Source organism: Mesorhizobium sp. SARCC-RB16n (assembly GCF_008520305.1).
GTDB lineage: Bacteria > Pseudomonadota > Alphaproteobacteria > Rhizobiales > Rhizobiaceae > Mesorhizobium.
The window spans coordinates 1-14,766 of record NZ_ML703258.1; the positions used below are offsets into that span (position 1 = coordinate 1).

The window sequence follows — 14,766 nt, forward strand, 5'->3', positions numbered from 1 at the left end:
CAGAATTGTGCAACAGGCCCACTTGGGGGGAGATTGGCCATAACCCCGGCCTTCGCCAATCTCAACGTTGCAGGAGGAGAGCCGGCGCCAAAGCTGCCAATCTCCCTCCTTGTGGGGGAGATGTCCGGCAGGACAGAGGGGGGCGCCGTAGAGCGCTACTTTGGAGCCGTTTGCGCCCTAACGAAGCAACAACGGCCGCCCGCGTCAGCCCGCGAGCCGCTTGCTCATATAGACCGTCGTTCCGTTCATGAACGGCTCCTCCCGGTCGATGATATAGCCAAGCTTGCGATAGAGCGACACATTGGCTTCGAAGGCGCCGTTGGTCAACAGGCGGAACTCCGGACGTCCTGCTTCAACCGCCTGCCGCTCGGCCCGCTCCAGCAACAGCCGGCCGACGCCCCTGCCCTGCGCCTCCGGTGCGACGCAGACATTCTCGATCCAGAGGTGATCTTCGGCCAGCATGGTCTCGATCATGCCGACAATGCGGCCGTCCTCGACGGCGAGCTCGAACGGATGCTCGGCAACGGCCTTGTCGTAATCGGCGCGCATCGGCAGCGGCTCGCGGCCGATCACCGGCACCCATCTGGCATAGGCGGCACGCACGATGTCGCGGATCGCTGCGGCGTCGGCAGGCTCGGCTGGGCGAAACTGGATGGAAGAACTGGCAATCATCAAAGGCTCCAGGCATCAAAAAACCCGCCGGCGTTTTTCGCGGGCGGGCTGTGGAAACGAAGCGGATCTATAAAGCCGATCTTCCTCGTCGCGCAATCAGCGTGCCCTTCCGCACGGTGCGGAGGCGGCGTCGCTTTGTGTCGGCGGGCGCGGGAATGGACATGGCGGCAAGCTGGAGCAGGACGTGTGGAGCTGTCAAGGCCGGGCCAACTTGTGGCGGAGACCACCAACACCGAAGTTGGCGCCGCCCCTCATCGCCCTGCCGGGCAGGCAGGTGAGGGGCAGCGCCAGCGCTCGAAAAAATGGCAAACTCGAAATCCGAAACGATTGCCCTGTTTCAGTGCTCCTGCGCCGTCGGGCCGGACGGCGAGATCGCCGAGGGCCTGACCCGGTTGTGTCTCAGCGATCGATCCTCGCCGCCTGTTGCGGGGAGTATCGCTCTCCCTGGACGGCAATCGCCGAGACCGCGTTCTCGATGTCGGCAAGATCGTCCGCCGTCAGCGTAACGCTGGCGGATCCGATGTTTTCCTCGAGGCGATGGAGCTTCGTCGTCCCCGGGATCGGAACGATCCAGGGTTTTTGCGCCAGCAGCCAGGCAAGCGCGACCTGTGCCGATGTCACCTTCTTCTGCGCCGCGATCGCAACGATCGCGTCGACCAGCGCCTGGTTTGCCTTCCGAGCCTCTTCCGCGAAACGCGGGACGGTGTTGCGGAAGTCGCTGCTGTCGAACCTCGTCTTGGCGTCGATGGTGCCGGTCAGGAAACCCTTGCCCAGCGGGCTGAAGGGCACGAAGCCGATCCCCAGTTCTTCGAGGACCGGCAGGATCGCATTCTCGGGCTCACGCCACCAGAGCGAGTATTCGCTTTGAAGCGCGGTGACCGGCTGCACGGCATGAGCGCGCCGGATGGTGCGCACGCCCGCTTCGGAGAGGCCGAAATGCTTCACCTTGCCCTGGCTGATTAGGTCCTTCACCGTGCCGGCCACCTCTTCGATCGGCACGACCGGATCGACGCGGTGCTGGTAGAGAAGATCGATGTAATCGGTCCTCAGCCGCTTGAGAGAGGCCTCGACGACGTCGCGAATATGCTTTGGCCGGCTGTCCATGCCGTCATGTCCCGCCGTGCCGGCGATGTCGATGCCGAATTTGGTGGCGATCACCACCTGCTCCCGGATTGGCTGCAGCGCCTCGCCGACGACTTCCTCGTTCGTGTACGGCCCGTAGACCTCCGCGGTGTCGAAGAAAGTGACGCCGCGCTCGAACGCCGACCGGATCAGACGGACTGCGTCCGGCGTCTCCATCGGCTGCCCATAGGAATGGCTCATGCCCATGCAGCCCAGGCCGATGGCCGAAACTTCGAGGCCGCTGTTTCCAAGTGTGCGCTTTTGCATTGTCATTGTCCCTTCTTCTCGGCACCGGCCTGTTCGAAGACCTTGCGGGCAATGCCCACGGCCGTGCTTGCCGCCGGCCACCCGACGTAGAAAGCCAGATGCGTGATGGTTTCGATGAGTTCATCTGGGGTGACGCCGTTCTCGAGCGCACGCTTGATGTGGAAGGGCATCTCATTGACCCGATATCCTGAAATCAGGCTGGCGACGGTGACGAGGCTGCGGTCGCGTGGCGAGAGGCCGGGCCGCTTCCATACGTCACCGAACAGCACCTCGTCGGTGTATTTGCCGAGCGCTGGCGCTATATCGGAGAACGGACTTTTGGGGGTCGATGTGTCGGTCATGACAGTTTTCCTTCGTTGAGAGACATTGATCCCGAAATGGTACCGGGCACCCCAGGGTCAAATGCCGTATTGCGCTTCGGTGACCTTCTCCATCCAGTCGACGACCTTGCCGTCGAGCGCTTCGGCAATGGCGATGTGGCTCATCGCCGTGGCCGGCGCCGCGCCATGCCAGTGCTTCTCGCCGGGCTCGAACCAGACGATGTCGCCGGGGCGGATCTGTTCGATCGGCGCGCCTTCGCGCTGCACCAGCCCGGCGCCCGAAAGGACGATCAGCGTCTGGCCGAGCGGGTGCGTGTGCCAGGCGGTACGCGCGCCGGGCTCGAAGGTCACCGTGGCGCCGCTGACGCGGGCGGCATCGCTGCCCTTGAAGGGCGCATCGACGCGCACCGATCCGGTGAAATAGTCGGCCGACCCCTTCGCCGAGGGTTGCGAGCCGCTTCGCTTGATATCCATGGGCTTTTCCCTTCCTTGCCGGGCAGGATCCGCGACCGGCCGCCGATTTTGATGAGGCCTATTTAGGGCCTGCGATCGGTCGCGATTAGCTGCTATATCAGGCATGTACTTATGAGAGAGGCTCATGAATGCGCCGTGACAACCTCAACGAGCTGACCGCCTTCCTTGCCGTCGCGCGCGAACAGAGCTTCACCAAAGCGGCGGCTCGGCTAGGGGTTTCGCAGTCGGCGCTGAGCCACACCATCCGCGCGCTGGAGGAACGGCTGGGCCTTCGGTTACTCACCCGCACCACCCGCAGCGTGTCGCCGACCGAGGCGGGCGAGCGCCTGCTGCGGACGGTGGGACCGAGGCTCGACGAGATCGAGACCGAGCTGACGGCGCTGGGCGAATTGCGCGAAAAACCCGCCGGCACCATCCGCATCACCGCCGGCGAGCATTCAGCCAACACGATCCTGTGGCCGGCGATCGCCAGGCTGCTGCCGGACTATCCCGATATCAGGATGGAGATCATTGTCGACTATGGCCTGACCGACATCGTCGCCGAGCGCTACGACGCCGGGGTGCGGCTTGGCGAACAGGTGGCGCGCGACATGATCGCCGTGCGCATCGGGCCCGACATGCGCATGGCGGTGGTCGCATCGCCGGCCTATTTCGCCAGGAAGCCAAAGCCGCGCACGCCGCAGGACCTGACCGACCACAACTGCATCAATCTACGCCTCCCGACCTATGGCGGGCTCTATGCCTGGGAATTCGAGAAGGCCGGACGCGAGCTGAAGGTGCGCGTTGAGGGCCAGTTGATCTTCAACATGGCAGCGCTGCGCATGAATGCGGTGCTGGCTGGCCTCGGCCTTGCCTACCTGCCCGAGGACCAGGTGACGGCGCGGTTGGCCGACGGCCAACTGGTGCGGGTGCTGGCCGACTGGTGCCCGCCCTTCCCTGGTTACCACCTCTATTATCCCAGCCGCCGGCAGGCGACGCCGGCCTTCTCGCTGCTGGTCGAGGCCTTGCGATATCGCGGGTAAGCGCTGGATTATATCCATGGCCGTTCTATCTTCCCGGTCGGCCGTTCTAGCACTGGAGCCATCGCCGTGACCGAGACCGACCTCTATCGAGGCTATATCGACTGTCTCAACAACCAGGATTGGGAACGGCTGCATCGCTTCGTCCATGACGAGGTGCATTACAATGGCGACCGGGTCGGGCTGTCGGGATACCGCGACATGCTGGAGCGGGATTTTCGCGAAATCCCGGACCTCTATTTCGATGTCCAGCTTCTGATCTCCGACCCGCCATTCATAGCCAGCCGCCTCCAGTTCAACTGCACGCCGAAGGGAAATTTCTTCGGCCTGCCCATCAACGGCAAGAAAGTCTCCTTCAGCGAGAACGTCTTCTATGAATTCCTGAACGACCGGATCAGGAACGTCTGGTCCGTGATCGACAAGGCGGCCATCGAAGCGCAGCTCTGACGCAGTCGCCGCAAGCCCAAGGCAGGCTGTCGCCCTTGCGTCCGGTAGCACCCCCTCCCAGTTCGGCGCCCGACCTCGCCGGACTAGCAATCGTTCGGAAAAATCGATCATTATAAACAAAACAATTCGTTGGAAAGATTGATTATGAAATGGCATTTCTCCGGCATACACGCCCGGAGAATTGCATTGTCTTCCTTGACCCGCATCGCGAACGATATTCCGAAAAGCACGATTTCCGCCGATCTGGCCGCAGGTCGCAAGCGTCTCGATTCCCTATGGAACGGGATCATTCCCGGCATCGTGCTGGTGGCGATGATCACAGCCGTCGCCTTCTCGGCCCACAATGTCTCCGGCTTCGCTTTGTTCAGCCCGATGATCCTGGCCGTCGTCGCCGGCATGATCTATTCCAACGTGCTCGGCACGCCCGCACACGCCAAGGCCGGCATCGCCTTCTCGCAAAAGCGCCTGCTGCGCTTCGCCATCGTACTGCTCGGCTTCCAGCTGACGCTCGGCCAGGTCGTCTCCATCGGCGCCAGCGGCGTCGGCATCGTGGCGCTGACCCTTGGCGCCACCTTCGTCTTCACCATCACGCTCGGCCGGCTGATCGGCGTCGACGCCAAGCTGGCGCAACTGATCGCCGCCGGCACCTCGATCTGCGGCGCCTCGGCGATCGTGGCCACCAACATCGTCACCGACGCGCGCGACGAGGACGTCACCTATGCCGTCGCCTCGATCACCTTGTTCGGCACCGTAGCCATGCTCGGCTTCCCGCTGCTGGCGCCGCTGCTCGGCCTCGACCAGCACGCTTTCGGCCTGTGGGCGGGCGCTTCGATCCATGAGGTGGCGCAGGTCATCGGCGCCGGCTTCCAGAACGGCACCCAGTCCGGCGAGATCGCCACGGTGGCCAAGCTGACGCGCGTCGCCATGCTGGCGCCGATGGTCATTGCGCTCGGCCTGATGGCGCGCCGCAGGAGCGGCGACCCGTCGGCGGCACGCCCGCCCATGCCGTGGTTCGTCGCCGCCTTCGTCGCCGTCGTGGCGCTGAACAGCCTGGTCGCGATACCGGCCGAAGTGAAGCAGGCAATGGCGCTCGCCACCACCCTCATGCTCACCATGGGACTGGCCGCCATGGGCCTGCAGGCCGACATCTCGCAGCTGCGCTCGCGCGGCCTGCGCCCGCTGGCGCTCGCCTTCTGCGCCTTCCTGTTCATCGGCGGCTTCAGCCTGATGCTGGTGAAGCTCGCCTAGTCACCTATCCCTGCGCGCGAAGGCGCCCGGGCAGATGAAATGCGTCAAAACAAGGGCTTAGAAGGCCTTTCCTGAATCTGTTTGTGAGCCGGCTTCAATCCACAAACGAACTCGCCGCGACATAGATCGCCGCCAGCGCCTCGATGCCGGCCTGGTCGGCACTGTCGAAACGGCCGGGCGTCGGGCTGTCGAGATCGAGCACGCCGAAGACGCCCTCTTCGTCTTCCAGCAGCACCACCAGCTCGGAGCGCGAGGCGGCGTCGCAGGCGATATGGCCGGGGAAATCATGCACGTCCTTGATCAGCATCGAGGTGCCGAGCTCGACCGCCGTTCCGAATACGCCCTTGCCGACAGCGATGCGCACGCAGGCCGGCTTGCCCTGGAAGGGCCCGAGCACCAGTTCCTCGTCCGATGCCAGGAAGTAGAAGCCGGCCCAGTTGAGGTCGGGCACCATCTGGAAGATCAGCGCCGAGGTGTTGGCGGCGTTGGCGATGGAATCGCCCTCGCCCTCCAGCAATGCCTTCAGTTGCGCGGCGAGATCGCGGTAGAACGCGGCCTTGTCCGAGGTATCGATGGCCTTGGCGGCAAACATGCTTGTCTCCGTATTGAGGATCGCGGTTCCGTTTTCCGCAAACGCCCTGCACCAAACGACCACCGGACCATCCTAGGCAATTTCAGGGAGGTGCGAAACGGATTTCGGTTCGAAACGCCGTCTGTTGGCACCTTGGCACGATCTCCCTTTCCCGGCAGCAAGGATAATCTCGCCCGGAGGAAAATATTCAAAAGTATTATTTCAGCGCCCGGCTTCCCGACGGCCGCAAGGGGTCAAACAATTCGAAAGATTGAATTTTTCCTGCCGAGCGCCTATTTATCGAACAAGTTCGTTTTCACGATTTCAGCATGAAGGAGATTTGTTCGATGGCCGATGGCAATCAGACTCTGATGGAAAAAGCCCAAGCCCGCTTTGCCGACAAGCAGAAGAAGACGGCGGACCACAACAAGGCAACCGCTGAATACATCTCCGAGGCGCGGGCCAGGGAGATCAAGACAAGACGGCTGAGAGAATTGCGGCTGGCCAAGGAAGAAGCCGACCGTGCGGCGGAGGCCCAGAACCCGGCACCGAAGAAAAAACGGGTTGCGAAGAAGGCCTAGAAAACCAGGAAAAGTTTGCGGCGGTTTTCCGCTCGCGATTGCGTCAGGTCAAATTCCACAACGGCTTCTATGACGCACCGATCCTGCGGATCAGGGCCAAGAGCGCCGAGCCTCACGCTGCGGCGCTTTGCCCTTTCACCTGCCCGTCGGCCTTGAAGATGCGGAACGTGTTGCGGCCTGCTGCCTTGGCGGCATAGAGCGCGGTGTCGGCCTGTGCGAACAGGTCGCAGGGCCGGTCCGCCCCGGCGAAGGCGATGCCGATCGAGGCGCCGAGCCTGAGCGACTGGCCACGGACGGGAAGCGGCCTGGCCATCGCCTCGATGAGGTGGCGCGCCATGCCGGAGATGGCGGCTCGATCGAGATGCGAGCCAAGCAGCACCGCGAATTCGTCGCCGCCGACGCGCGCCACCAGTTCCGCTTCGCCGCAACCGCCGGCAAGGCGTTCGGCCGCCGCCTTCAGGCACTCGTCGCCAATGACATGGCCGAACGTGTCGTTGACGGCCTTGAAGCCATCGAGGTCGATCAAAAGCAGCGCGCCGAGCGGGCGGCCATCCTCCACATGCCCGAGCCGCGCCTGGAAGTTGGCGCGGTTGGCAAGCCCGGTCATGGCGTCGAATTCGGCTAGGTAGCGCATCCGGTCCGAGAGGATTTTTTCCTCGGTAATGTCCTGCTTCATGCCGAAGATGCGCACGGGCACGTCCGCCTCGCACTCGACGGTGGCGGTGATGCGGATCCAGCGGCGATGGCCGGCCAGGCTGGTGATCTCGGCATCGAGGGTGAAGCCGCTGCGCTCGGCGATTGCACGGCCGCGCAGGCTGTCCAGCGCCTTGCGCGATTCAGCCGGATAGCACTTGATGATCTCGCCGCGGTCTACCACCGAGCCGCGCGGCAGGTCGAACAGGTCGTAGACCACATCGGTCCAGCTAAGCCGCTCGTCGGGCAGGCTGCACTCCCACACGCCGATGCGCGCGGCGGCCGACGCGCGGTCGAAGATCTTGCGGCTGTGGGCCAGCGAAACATCCTGCCTGGCGATCGGCGCGGCTTGAGCGGCGAGTTCCGCCTCGAGCCCGGCGATGGTCGCGGCCTCGCGGTGGCGGCCGTCGGCGCTGCCTTGCTCATCTCCCCTGCCGCGTGCCGAAGCGTTGGGCCGTACCGTGCCTTGAGGGGTGTAGGATGTATCGGCCATGCGGGAGCTCTGCGGGTCTTGGCTGATGATCAGCATGGCGTGCAAGCGATTAACACTTCGCTGACAGCCGGTCTGGTTTTGCCGAAAATGATTGTCGAAGTCAGCGCCGCGGCCTGCCACTTCTCCGGCCCTTATCCGGGGAGAAGTGCCAGGCGCTGTTACGTCCGGCTTGACTCGGTGGCTGCGGTCAGCGGCGTTTTCGGCGCCGTCTGGGCGGCGCTGCCGTCGACATGTGCCCAGGCCGGCCGCTCGAACAGGAACATGCCGAAACCGATGCGCTGGACGATGAAATAGAGCACGACGGGGCTTATGATCGAGACCAGCAGCACCGCCAGGCTGAGCATGCCCGTGTCGGTCAACAGGCCGCTTGCCAACGCAGCGCCGCGAAACAGCGACATCGGGATGGTGAAGGCGACATAGACGACCAGCGAATGCTCGCCCAGCCAGCGCAGCCATTCCATGGCGGGAAATTTCGACAGGAAGCCGCCAAGCACGCAAAGCGCCACCGCTCCAGCGACGGCCAGCACCAGATGCAGCGGCGGCCATGCCGCCAGACCCATCTGCATGCCGACCGGCTGCATCGCATAACCCGGCGAATAGACGAGCAGGCCGTTGATAGCAGCCCACAGCAGCAGACCGGCGACGGCCAGCGCCGGGCGGGCCTGCGTCCATTCGACGAGCCGGAACACCAGCGGGGCCATTACGAAGCCGACGTAGAAGAAGACGAAATAGGCCGCGAATTGTTCGACCGCATAGCTGTCGGGATGCGGCGCCCACATTTGCAGGCAGGCGGCGATCGGGATGACGATCCAGGCGGGCACCGCAAACTGCCGCAGCAGCTTCGCGGCAAGGCCGAACACCGCCAGCATGTAGATAAACCACAAGACGCCATAGGGCTGGACGACGGCCATCGCCAGGTCGTGCAGCATGCCGCCGGGATCCCTGCTGAAGATGCCGATCTTCAGCCCGATCGAGATGATAGCCCACAGCACGTAGAAATAGAGGTAATGGACGACGCGCCGGTCGACATAGCGCCGCCACGGCCGGTCGATTACCTGCGACAGGAACAGACCCGAGATGAGGAAGAATTCGGGCATCCGAAACGGTGTCGCGAAGCCGATGACATAGTGGAGGAAGCCGACGCCGCCCGTGTACTCGCCGGTGTTGTAGGCCGAATACATCATGACCACGAGGATGATCGAGAGGCCTTTGGCCGTGTCCACCCACGGCATGCGCATCGGGCTGCTGTTCATGGCGGCGAATCCAAACCGGGCCGGCCCGGCTGGCCAGCCATCATCCGGTGCTATCTAGCACCATCAAGCTTCCCAGATCGTAAACGCGCTGCGACGGAAATGATGATTGCAATTTCCATCGTCGGCGCTGCCCCTCACCTGCCTGCCGGCATCCTCTCCCCGTAAACGGGGCGAGGGACGCTGTCGCGGCTGCTTTCGACAATTGTCAGCGTTGCAAGAAAGGCGCCGGCGTTGCGGCCAGCCCTCTCGCCCCGTTTACGGGGAGAGATGTCCGGCAGGACAGTGAGGGGCAGCGCCGACGGCGACCGCCAAACAACAGGGACTGTGACGCAGCGGATTTAACGTCTGGCCTTCGACTTGTTCAACGCCACGGCGGCGCGCACCAGTGCCTTGAAGGCCTCCTCGTTGATCTCTTCGCCTTTCTGGAAGTCGATGGCGCGGCGCGTATTGCCTTCGAGGCTGGAGTTGAACAGGCGTGCGGGATCGGGCAGCGCCGCACCCTTGGCGAAGGTCAGCTTGACGACGGCCTTGTAGGTCTCGCCCGTGCAGATCATGCCGGCATCTTCCCACACCGGCACGCCGCGCCATTTCCACGTCTCGACCACATCGGGATCGGCTTGATGGATCAGCGCGCGCAACCGCCCCAGCATCTCGCCGCGCCAGTCGCCCAATTCCTTGATCCTGCCGTCGATCAGCTCGGAGGGAGATTTGCTGTCCTGCAGTCCGGTGGTCGTCATGCCGTTTCTCCTTCGATCTCTAGAAATAGCGCACTCACATGCGCTCGCCAGGCAAATGGCTGGCCTGCTTCACCCAGGCGCTGAACTGCGCCTCGTCGAGTTGACCGTCCTCGCGGATGTCGAGATAGCGCGTATACGCGCTCTTGGATTCGCCGGGCGGCACCGGGTCCAGCGACTGGCCGCGGAAGAAAGCGACCTTGATGTACTTGGTGAAGCAATGGATGCCGAGAAACCAGCCCTCGCCTTCGAGGCCATAGAGCGGCGAGTTCCATTTCACCGCCTTCCGCACGCCGGGCACGGCGCGCTCGATCAGCGCGTCGAGGCGTTGGCCGACCTCGCGCTTCCAGCCCGGCATGGCCGCGATATAGGCCTGCACCGGCGCATCGCCATAGCCCTTGGCGATCCGCGGGTTGCCGCCGGAAAGCAGCTTCGGTTCAGCCTTGGTGGGCTTGCTCGATTTCGGCTCGCTCTTGGCCATGCGGCTCCCTTCCTATCCGTTGGCCCCGCTGCACGCTGCGTCCCTTGGAAACATAGGGCAGCACGAACATATAGAGGCCGCTGAACAGCAAAAGAAAGAGCGGCAGGAGTGGCGAATAGACCACCCAGGCGGGCGGCTGCTCGAACGCCATGGTGACGAAGTTCGCCGCGACGGTGATCGTGAAAATGATCGACAGCCAGCGATGCGCCTGCCTGATCCATTTGCTCCAGTCCAATGCTACCTCCCGTGAAATGTGCGTGAAACAGACCAGGCGCCGCTACCAGCGCGCCAGCTCCGTGATCTGGACGAGATTGCCGCAGCCATCATTCACCTGCGCGATGGTCGAGCCGGTCACCTCGGTCGGCGCCATGGCGAAGGCACCGCCATTCGCCTTGATGCGCTCATGGTCGCCCTTGATGTCGTCGGTGAAGAGCATCAGCGCCGGCTGGCCCTGCTTGAAGATCGCCTGCTGGTAGGCCTTGGCCGCCGGGTTGTCGTTCAGCGCCAGCTGCAATTCGGTTCCGTCGGGTTCTTCGGCCGAGACGACCGTCAGCCAGCGGAACGGACCGTTGCTGAAATCGGCTTTCTTGGTGAAGCCCAGTACGCCGGTGTAGAAGGCGAGCGCCTTTTCCTGATCGTCGACATAGATGCTGGTCAGTTTGAGTTTCATCGCTGTTTCTCCATGGGTTTTCTGGCGGAGAACCGCCCTGTAAAATTGCTGTGTGGCTTGCCTGGCCGAGAGGCCTCAGTCCGTCCGCGCCAGAAGCTCTTCCAGCTTCTCCAGGAATTGCGGCCACCCCACCTTGGCGCCGCCATAGGCCCGTCTCTGGTCGGGCCGGAAACCGGCCTGCTCCATGCGCAGATGGGTTCCCGTCGGCGTCGGAGTGAGCGTGAAAGTCACCACGCTCCTGAGATCGAAGGCCGGATCCTGGTGCGCGAGGTTCCAGCTGTAGGACAGCGTCCTGTGCGGCTCGACGGCGAGCACCTCGCAGTCCAGCACGCCGCCCCAGTCGCCGCTGAGGTTGAAGCGATGGCCGACGACGGGATTGAAATCATTCTTCATCAGCCACTCCTCGATCAGATGCGGTTGCGTCAGCGCGCGCCAGAGTTTTTCAGGCGGATGGGAGATTTCCCGCTCGACCACGACAGTGCGGGTCTCCTTGGCACTATCGTTCACTGGTCCATCCTCTTGAGTAAATCCTCGAGGTCGTCGAACCGGCTCACCCAGAACCCCGCCATCTCCCGCGTCCACTCCATCAGCGGCGCCAGCGCGCCGAGCTGCGCGCTGTAATGCGTCTGGCGGCCTTCATGGCGATCACGCACCAGCCCGGCGTGCTTGAGCACGCCCAGGTGCTTCGACACCGCCGGTTGCGAGACGCCGGACTGGCTCGTCAGTGCCCCGACCGTCTGCTCTCCCTGCCGGCACAGCCGCTCGAAGATCGCCCGCCTGGTCGGGTCGGCGAGCGTCCTGAAGAGCATGTCATGAGCATCCGGCATCCGAGATCGATAACCCGTTGGCTATTGGTTGACGTATAACCGCAGGGATATATGTTTGTCAAGCGGAAGATTGGAGTGTCCTGAATCCGGTGACGGCTAGATGGTGGCGTGGCTACGCCCGATCTCCTGCGCCACCAGTTCCTGCAACTGCCACAGATTGCGGTCGCGGATGCCGCAGGCGTCGAGATGGCGGATTGTCTCGAACAGATATTCAGCGCCCGAGCCCCAATGGCCGACGGCTCTGGCCAGCGTAGCCGCGACCGCAGGCTTGTCGAGCTTGCCGGCATAGCGCGGATTGGCGGGATCGACGACGAAGCCGAGCGCCTGGCTCATCCCGCCTTCGGTGCTCACCCGCAGCCAGCGCGGCACGTTGACGGCGGGCAGGATGGTCATTTCGCGGCGCAGCAGCGCTTCCAGATTGGCGGCAACCGGTTCGGCGATTTCGAACACCATGCCCTGGCATTGGCCGCCACGGTCGAGCGCCATCATCAGCCCGGGCTGATCGAGCGTGCCGCGAAAGCGCTGCACGGTGAAGCAGAACGACCGGTGCCAGCCCCGCGCCACCGCCCGTTCGCCACCCCTCACCTCCCCTGCCGGCTTCCACAGCAGCGAGCCATAGGCGAACAGTTTCAGCGGCCCGGCTGGTGCCGAGGCCAGGATCTCGTCACGAAAACGCGCATAATCGGCGTCGCGCATATAGACCATGCCCGGCGTCGGCCCGGCATCCTCGACCGTGCGCAGCGTGCGCGTCACCAGCGCCTCGGTCAGCGCCATCGGCGCCTTGCGCGGCGGTGCGGCGGAAATGGCCTTGCTCATCCTTGCGCTCCCAGCCTTGCCGCCATCTTGCCGAAGCTGGGAGATTCTCAAGAGGGCCTCCTTGCGACCGGCGCCAAATCCGCCGGCTAGAGCATGATGCCGAAAAGTGTGAAGCGGTTTTCGGACGACATTATGCTCTATCTATCTGACTTAGAGGCGGGCGTGCGCGTCCCGCGCGCCCGGCAGCTCTGTTCTAGTGCTTGGTGCCCTTGCCGCCGATGGGGATGCGCTTGGCCTTGTTCTGCGCTTTCTCGGATTTCGGCAAGCTCACGGACAGGACGCCGTTGCGGAAATCGGCGGCGATCTTGTCCTCCACGACTTCGAAGCCGATCGGGATACGACGTTCGAAGCGGCCGTAGAACCGCTCGGAGAACTGACGGTCCTTGTCCTCGGTTTCGGCGTGTTTTTCGCCGCGCAACGTCAGGACGCCGTCATCGAGCAGCACTTCGACGTCCTTCTCCTCCATGCCAGGTATCTCGGCTGTCACGCGGAACTCCTTGTCCGTTTCGGAGATTTCCACGCTGGGCCAACCGGTGCCGGCCAAAGAGAACCTGCCCATGGAAGGAAGCCGCGAATCGAAGCCCCGGAACATGTCGTCGACCAGGCGGCTCATTTCACGATGCAGACCCATGAAGGGGTCCCGGTCGCCTTCGCGAAAGAGGGTCGCGGACTGGCTGGTGTCGCGGCTCCACGGCATGAGATCACGAATGGTCATTGCATTTCTCCTTTCTTGATCCTGTTTCTGGTACGCTTGCATACTCTGGCTGCCATGCTCCGGGGGGACAATGCGCCGTCTGACGCAGGCATCGCTGCCGACCCCGTTTGCGCTCGCTGTTTTCGCTCTGCTTTTGGTCCGATCCGCTCCACCTTTGGGACCGCCCTTGCCGGTCACGCGTCTCGCGAGGCGTCATCGCCTCCCGTGTCCGATGGTCACCAGACCATCGCCCGACGCGCCGCCATGAAGCGTGCACGCGCCTGGACCGGCCATCTGCGCCGGCATGGTCGATTTGGGCTTCATTGCGGTGGGGTCAAGACATGGTAATGCAATGTGATCGACGCCACTGTTCGAAATGGAGTGGGACTAAAAATCAAAGCTCCACGCCGCGGTCGTCATGGAACGAGATCGCTCCAGGAACGTTTCATCCAGTTGGGAGGAAGCCATGAACGATGCGCCGGCAACGCCCGTCGGCAGGACGCTTTCGCCAGGCGAACTGGTGACGGTGATGTCCCATTTCCATCGCGCCGAGATCGCACGCATGGCCGGCTGGCGCGACCGGATAGATCGAACCAGCAACTGGGCGATTACCGTTGTCGCGGCGATGCTGTCGGTGTCGTTGTCGACGGCCAGCGCCCACCACGGCGTGCTGCTTTTCGCCATGCTGCTGGTGATGCTGTTGCTGTGGATCGAGGCTCGCCGCTATCGCTTCTTCGATGTCTACCGCGCTCGCGTGCGCCAGTTCGAGCGCCACTATTTCGCACAGATCTTTTCCCCGCAGCCGGATTTTGCCTCCGACTGGCTGCTGGTCATCGGCGAAAGCCTGCGCACGCCTAAATTCCTGGTTTCGCAGCGGGTGGCGCTGGTGCGCCGTTTGCGCCGCAACTACATCCACCTGATGCTGATCCTGCTACTTGCCTGGATCCTCAAACTGTCGACTCCGAGCCTGCTTGACAAAGCCGCACCGGTCGGCTTCGTCGGTACATTGCGCGAGGCCGTCAACGCCGCAGCCTTGGGTCCCGTTCCCGGCATGGTCATCGTCGCGCTGGTCGTGCTCCTCTATGCCGGGCTGCTGGCCGCCGCTTTCCTGACACCCGGCGATGACGGCGAACTTTCCTTTGGCGACGTCCACGTCTGACATCTGGCGACGTCCACGTCTGACATTGACTTCGATTTCTTGATGACAAACGGCTGCAACGCAAACGCCAGCCGCGCGTTGTGATGGTCAGTCCGTCGCGGCGTCTTGAGGGAATCCATGAACCGGCAACCGGCAACGAGGTCACGCGCCGCTGTGGCCGCTCTTCTGCTCGCCGTCCTCGCCCTGGTTCCGGCAAGCCACGCGCTGGCCGCGCAGCCGGCCGGT

20 protein-coding genes are annotated in these 14,766 nt (G+C 63.5%); 5 read left to right on the forward strand and 15 right to left on the reverse strand.

The window, feature by feature from the left end:
* Positions 1-204: 204 nt before the first annotated feature.
* The 4 genes from C7I87_RS05460 to C7I87_RS05475 form a co-directional block, all read right to left on the reverse strand.
* A complete protein-coding gene (locus tag C7I87_RS05460; protein ID WP_149903253.1) occupies positions 205-672 on the reverse strand; it encodes a GNAT family N-acetyltransferase in 468 nt (155 codons plus the stop codon).
* A gap of 399 nt (positions 673-1,071) precedes the next feature.
* The gene (locus tag C7I87_RS05465; RefSeq protein WP_149903254.1) at positions 1,072-2,061 is read right to left on the reverse strand and encodes an aldo/keto reductase; all 990 of its coding nucleotides are present in this window, start codon (positions 2,059-2,061) and stop codon (positions 1,072-1,074) included.
* Positions 2,062-2,063: 2 nt separating this feature from the next.
* On the reverse strand, positions 2,064-2,402 hold the full coding sequence (locus C7I87_RS05470) for a carboxymuconolactone decarboxylase family protein (RefSeq protein ID WP_149903255.1): 339 nt from the start codon (positions 2,400-2,402) through the stop codon (positions 2,064-2,066).
* Between the two features lie 57 nt (positions 2,403-2,459).
* Positions 2,460-2,855 (reverse strand): (R)-mandelonitrile lyase, encoded by a 396-nt coding sequence (locus tag C7I87_RS05475; RefSeq protein ID WP_149903256.1) that lies wholly within the window; start codon positions 2,853-2,855, stop codon positions 2,460-2,462.
* Between the two features lie 128 nt (positions 2,856-2,983).
* On the opposite strand from C7I87_RS05475, the gene C7I87_RS05480 reads away from it, so the two are divergent.
* The 3 genes from C7I87_RS05480 (at position 2,984) to C7I87_RS05490 (ending at position 5,569) form a co-directional block, all read left to right on the forward strand.
* Positions 2,984-3,877 (forward strand): LysR family transcriptional regulator, encoded by an 894-nt coding sequence (locus tag C7I87_RS05480; protein WP_149903257.1) that lies wholly within the window; start codon positions 2,984-2,986, stop codon positions 3,875-3,877.
* 66 nt (positions 3,878-3,943) lie between these two features.
* Positions 3,944-4,321, forward strand: a complete 378-nt coding sequence (locus C7I87_RS05485; protein WP_188393738.1) for an ester cyclase — start codon at positions 3,944-3,946, stop codon at positions 4,319-4,321.
* A 186-nt stretch (positions 4,322-4,507) separates the two neighbouring features.
* On the forward strand, positions 4,508-5,569 hold the full coding sequence (locus C7I87_RS05490) for a YeiH family protein (protein ID WP_149903259.1): 1,062 nt from the start codon (positions 4,508-4,510) through the stop codon (positions 5,567-5,569).
* Between the two features lie 94 nt (positions 5,570-5,663).
* On the opposite strand, the gene C7I87_RS05495 is transcribed toward C7I87_RS05490, so the two are convergent.
* A complete protein-coding gene (locus C7I87_RS05495; RefSeq protein WP_149903260.1) occupies positions 5,664-6,161 on the reverse strand; it encodes a GAF domain-containing protein in 498 nt (165 codons plus the stop codon).
* A gap of 326 nt (positions 6,162-6,487) precedes the next feature.
* Between C7I87_RS05495 and C7I87_RS05500 the strand changes: the two genes are divergently transcribed.
* A complete protein-coding gene (locus C7I87_RS05500) occupies positions 6,488-6,721 on the forward strand; it encodes a hypothetical protein (RefSeq protein WP_149903261.1) in 234 nt (77 codons plus the stop codon).
* A 112-nt stretch (positions 6,722-6,833) separates the two neighbouring features.
* Here the strand turns inward: C7I87_RS05500 and C7I87_RS05505 are convergent, their stop codons facing one another.
* The 10 genes from C7I87_RS05505 to C7I87_RS05550 all read right to left on the reverse strand — a co-directional run bounded on the left by C7I87_RS05505 (position 6,834) and on the right by C7I87_RS05550 (position 13,403).
* Positions 6,834-7,907: a GGDEF domain-containing protein gene (locus tag C7I87_RS05505; protein ID WP_149903262.1), complete on the reverse strand. Its 1,074-nt coding sequence runs from the start codon at positions 7,905-7,907 to the stop codon at positions 6,834-6,836.
* Between the two features lie 158 nt (positions 7,908-8,065).
* Complete coding sequence (locus tag C7I87_RS05510; protein WP_149903263.1) at positions 8,066-9,160, reverse strand: acyltransferase family protein; 1,095 nt, start codon at positions 9,158-9,160, stop codon at positions 8,066-8,068.
* A 338-nt stretch (positions 9,161-9,498) separates the two neighbouring features.
* Positions 9,499-9,897, reverse strand: a complete 399-nt coding sequence (locus tag C7I87_RS05515) for a DUF1801 domain-containing protein (protein ID WP_149903264.1) — start codon at positions 9,895-9,897, stop codon at positions 9,499-9,501.
* A gap of 34 nt (positions 9,898-9,931) precedes the next feature.
* Positions 9,932-10,375 carry a DUF1801 domain-containing protein gene (locus C7I87_RS05520; protein WP_149903265.1) on the reverse strand — a complete coding sequence of 148 codons (444 nt, stop codon included), beginning with the start codon at positions 10,373-10,375 and terminating at the stop codon, positions 9,932-9,934.
* Positions 10,332-10,610 carry a hypothetical protein gene (locus C7I87_RS05525; protein WP_246696192.1) on the reverse strand — a complete coding sequence of 93 codons (279 nt, stop codon included), beginning with the start codon at positions 10,608-10,610 and terminating at the stop codon, positions 10,332-10,334. Before C7I87_RS05525 ends, C7I87_RS05520 begins: the two co-directional genes overlap by 44 nt.
* Before the next feature lie 42 nt (positions 10,611-10,652).
* Positions 10,653-11,045, reverse strand: a complete 393-nt coding sequence (locus C7I87_RS05530) for a VOC family protein (protein ID WP_149903266.1) — start codon at positions 11,043-11,045, stop codon at positions 10,653-10,655.
* Between the two features lie 75 nt (positions 11,046-11,120).
* A complete protein-coding gene (locus C7I87_RS05535) occupies positions 11,121-11,552 on the reverse strand; it encodes an SRPBCC family protein (RefSeq protein ID WP_149903267.1) in 432 nt (143 codons plus the stop codon).
* A complete protein-coding gene (locus C7I87_RS05540; RefSeq protein WP_149903268.1) occupies positions 11,549-11,872 on the reverse strand; it encodes an ArsR/SmtB family transcription factor in 324 nt (107 codons plus the stop codon). Before C7I87_RS05540 ends, C7I87_RS05535 begins: the two co-directional genes overlap by 4 nt.
* A 96-nt stretch (positions 11,873-11,968) precedes the next feature.
* A complete protein-coding gene (locus tag C7I87_RS05545; protein ID WP_149903269.1) occupies positions 11,969-12,688 on the reverse strand; it encodes a gamma-glutamylcyclotransferase in 720 nt (239 codons plus the stop codon).
* Between the two features lie 193 nt (positions 12,689-12,881).
* The gene (locus C7I87_RS05550; protein ID WP_149903459.1) at positions 12,882-13,403 is read right to left on the reverse strand and encodes an Hsp20/alpha crystallin family protein; all 522 of its coding nucleotides are present in this window, start codon (positions 13,401-13,403) and stop codon (positions 12,882-12,884) included.
* A gap of 445 nt (positions 13,404-13,848) precedes the next feature.
* On the opposite strand from C7I87_RS05550, the gene C7I87_RS05555 reads away from it, so the two are divergent.
* Positions 13,849-14,541 carry a DUF2270 domain-containing protein gene (locus C7I87_RS05555; RefSeq protein ID WP_149903270.1) on the forward strand — a complete coding sequence of 231 codons (693 nt, stop codon included), beginning with the start codon at positions 13,849-13,851 and terminating at the stop codon, positions 14,539-14,541.
* Positions 14,542-14,766 lie beyond the last annotated feature (225 nt).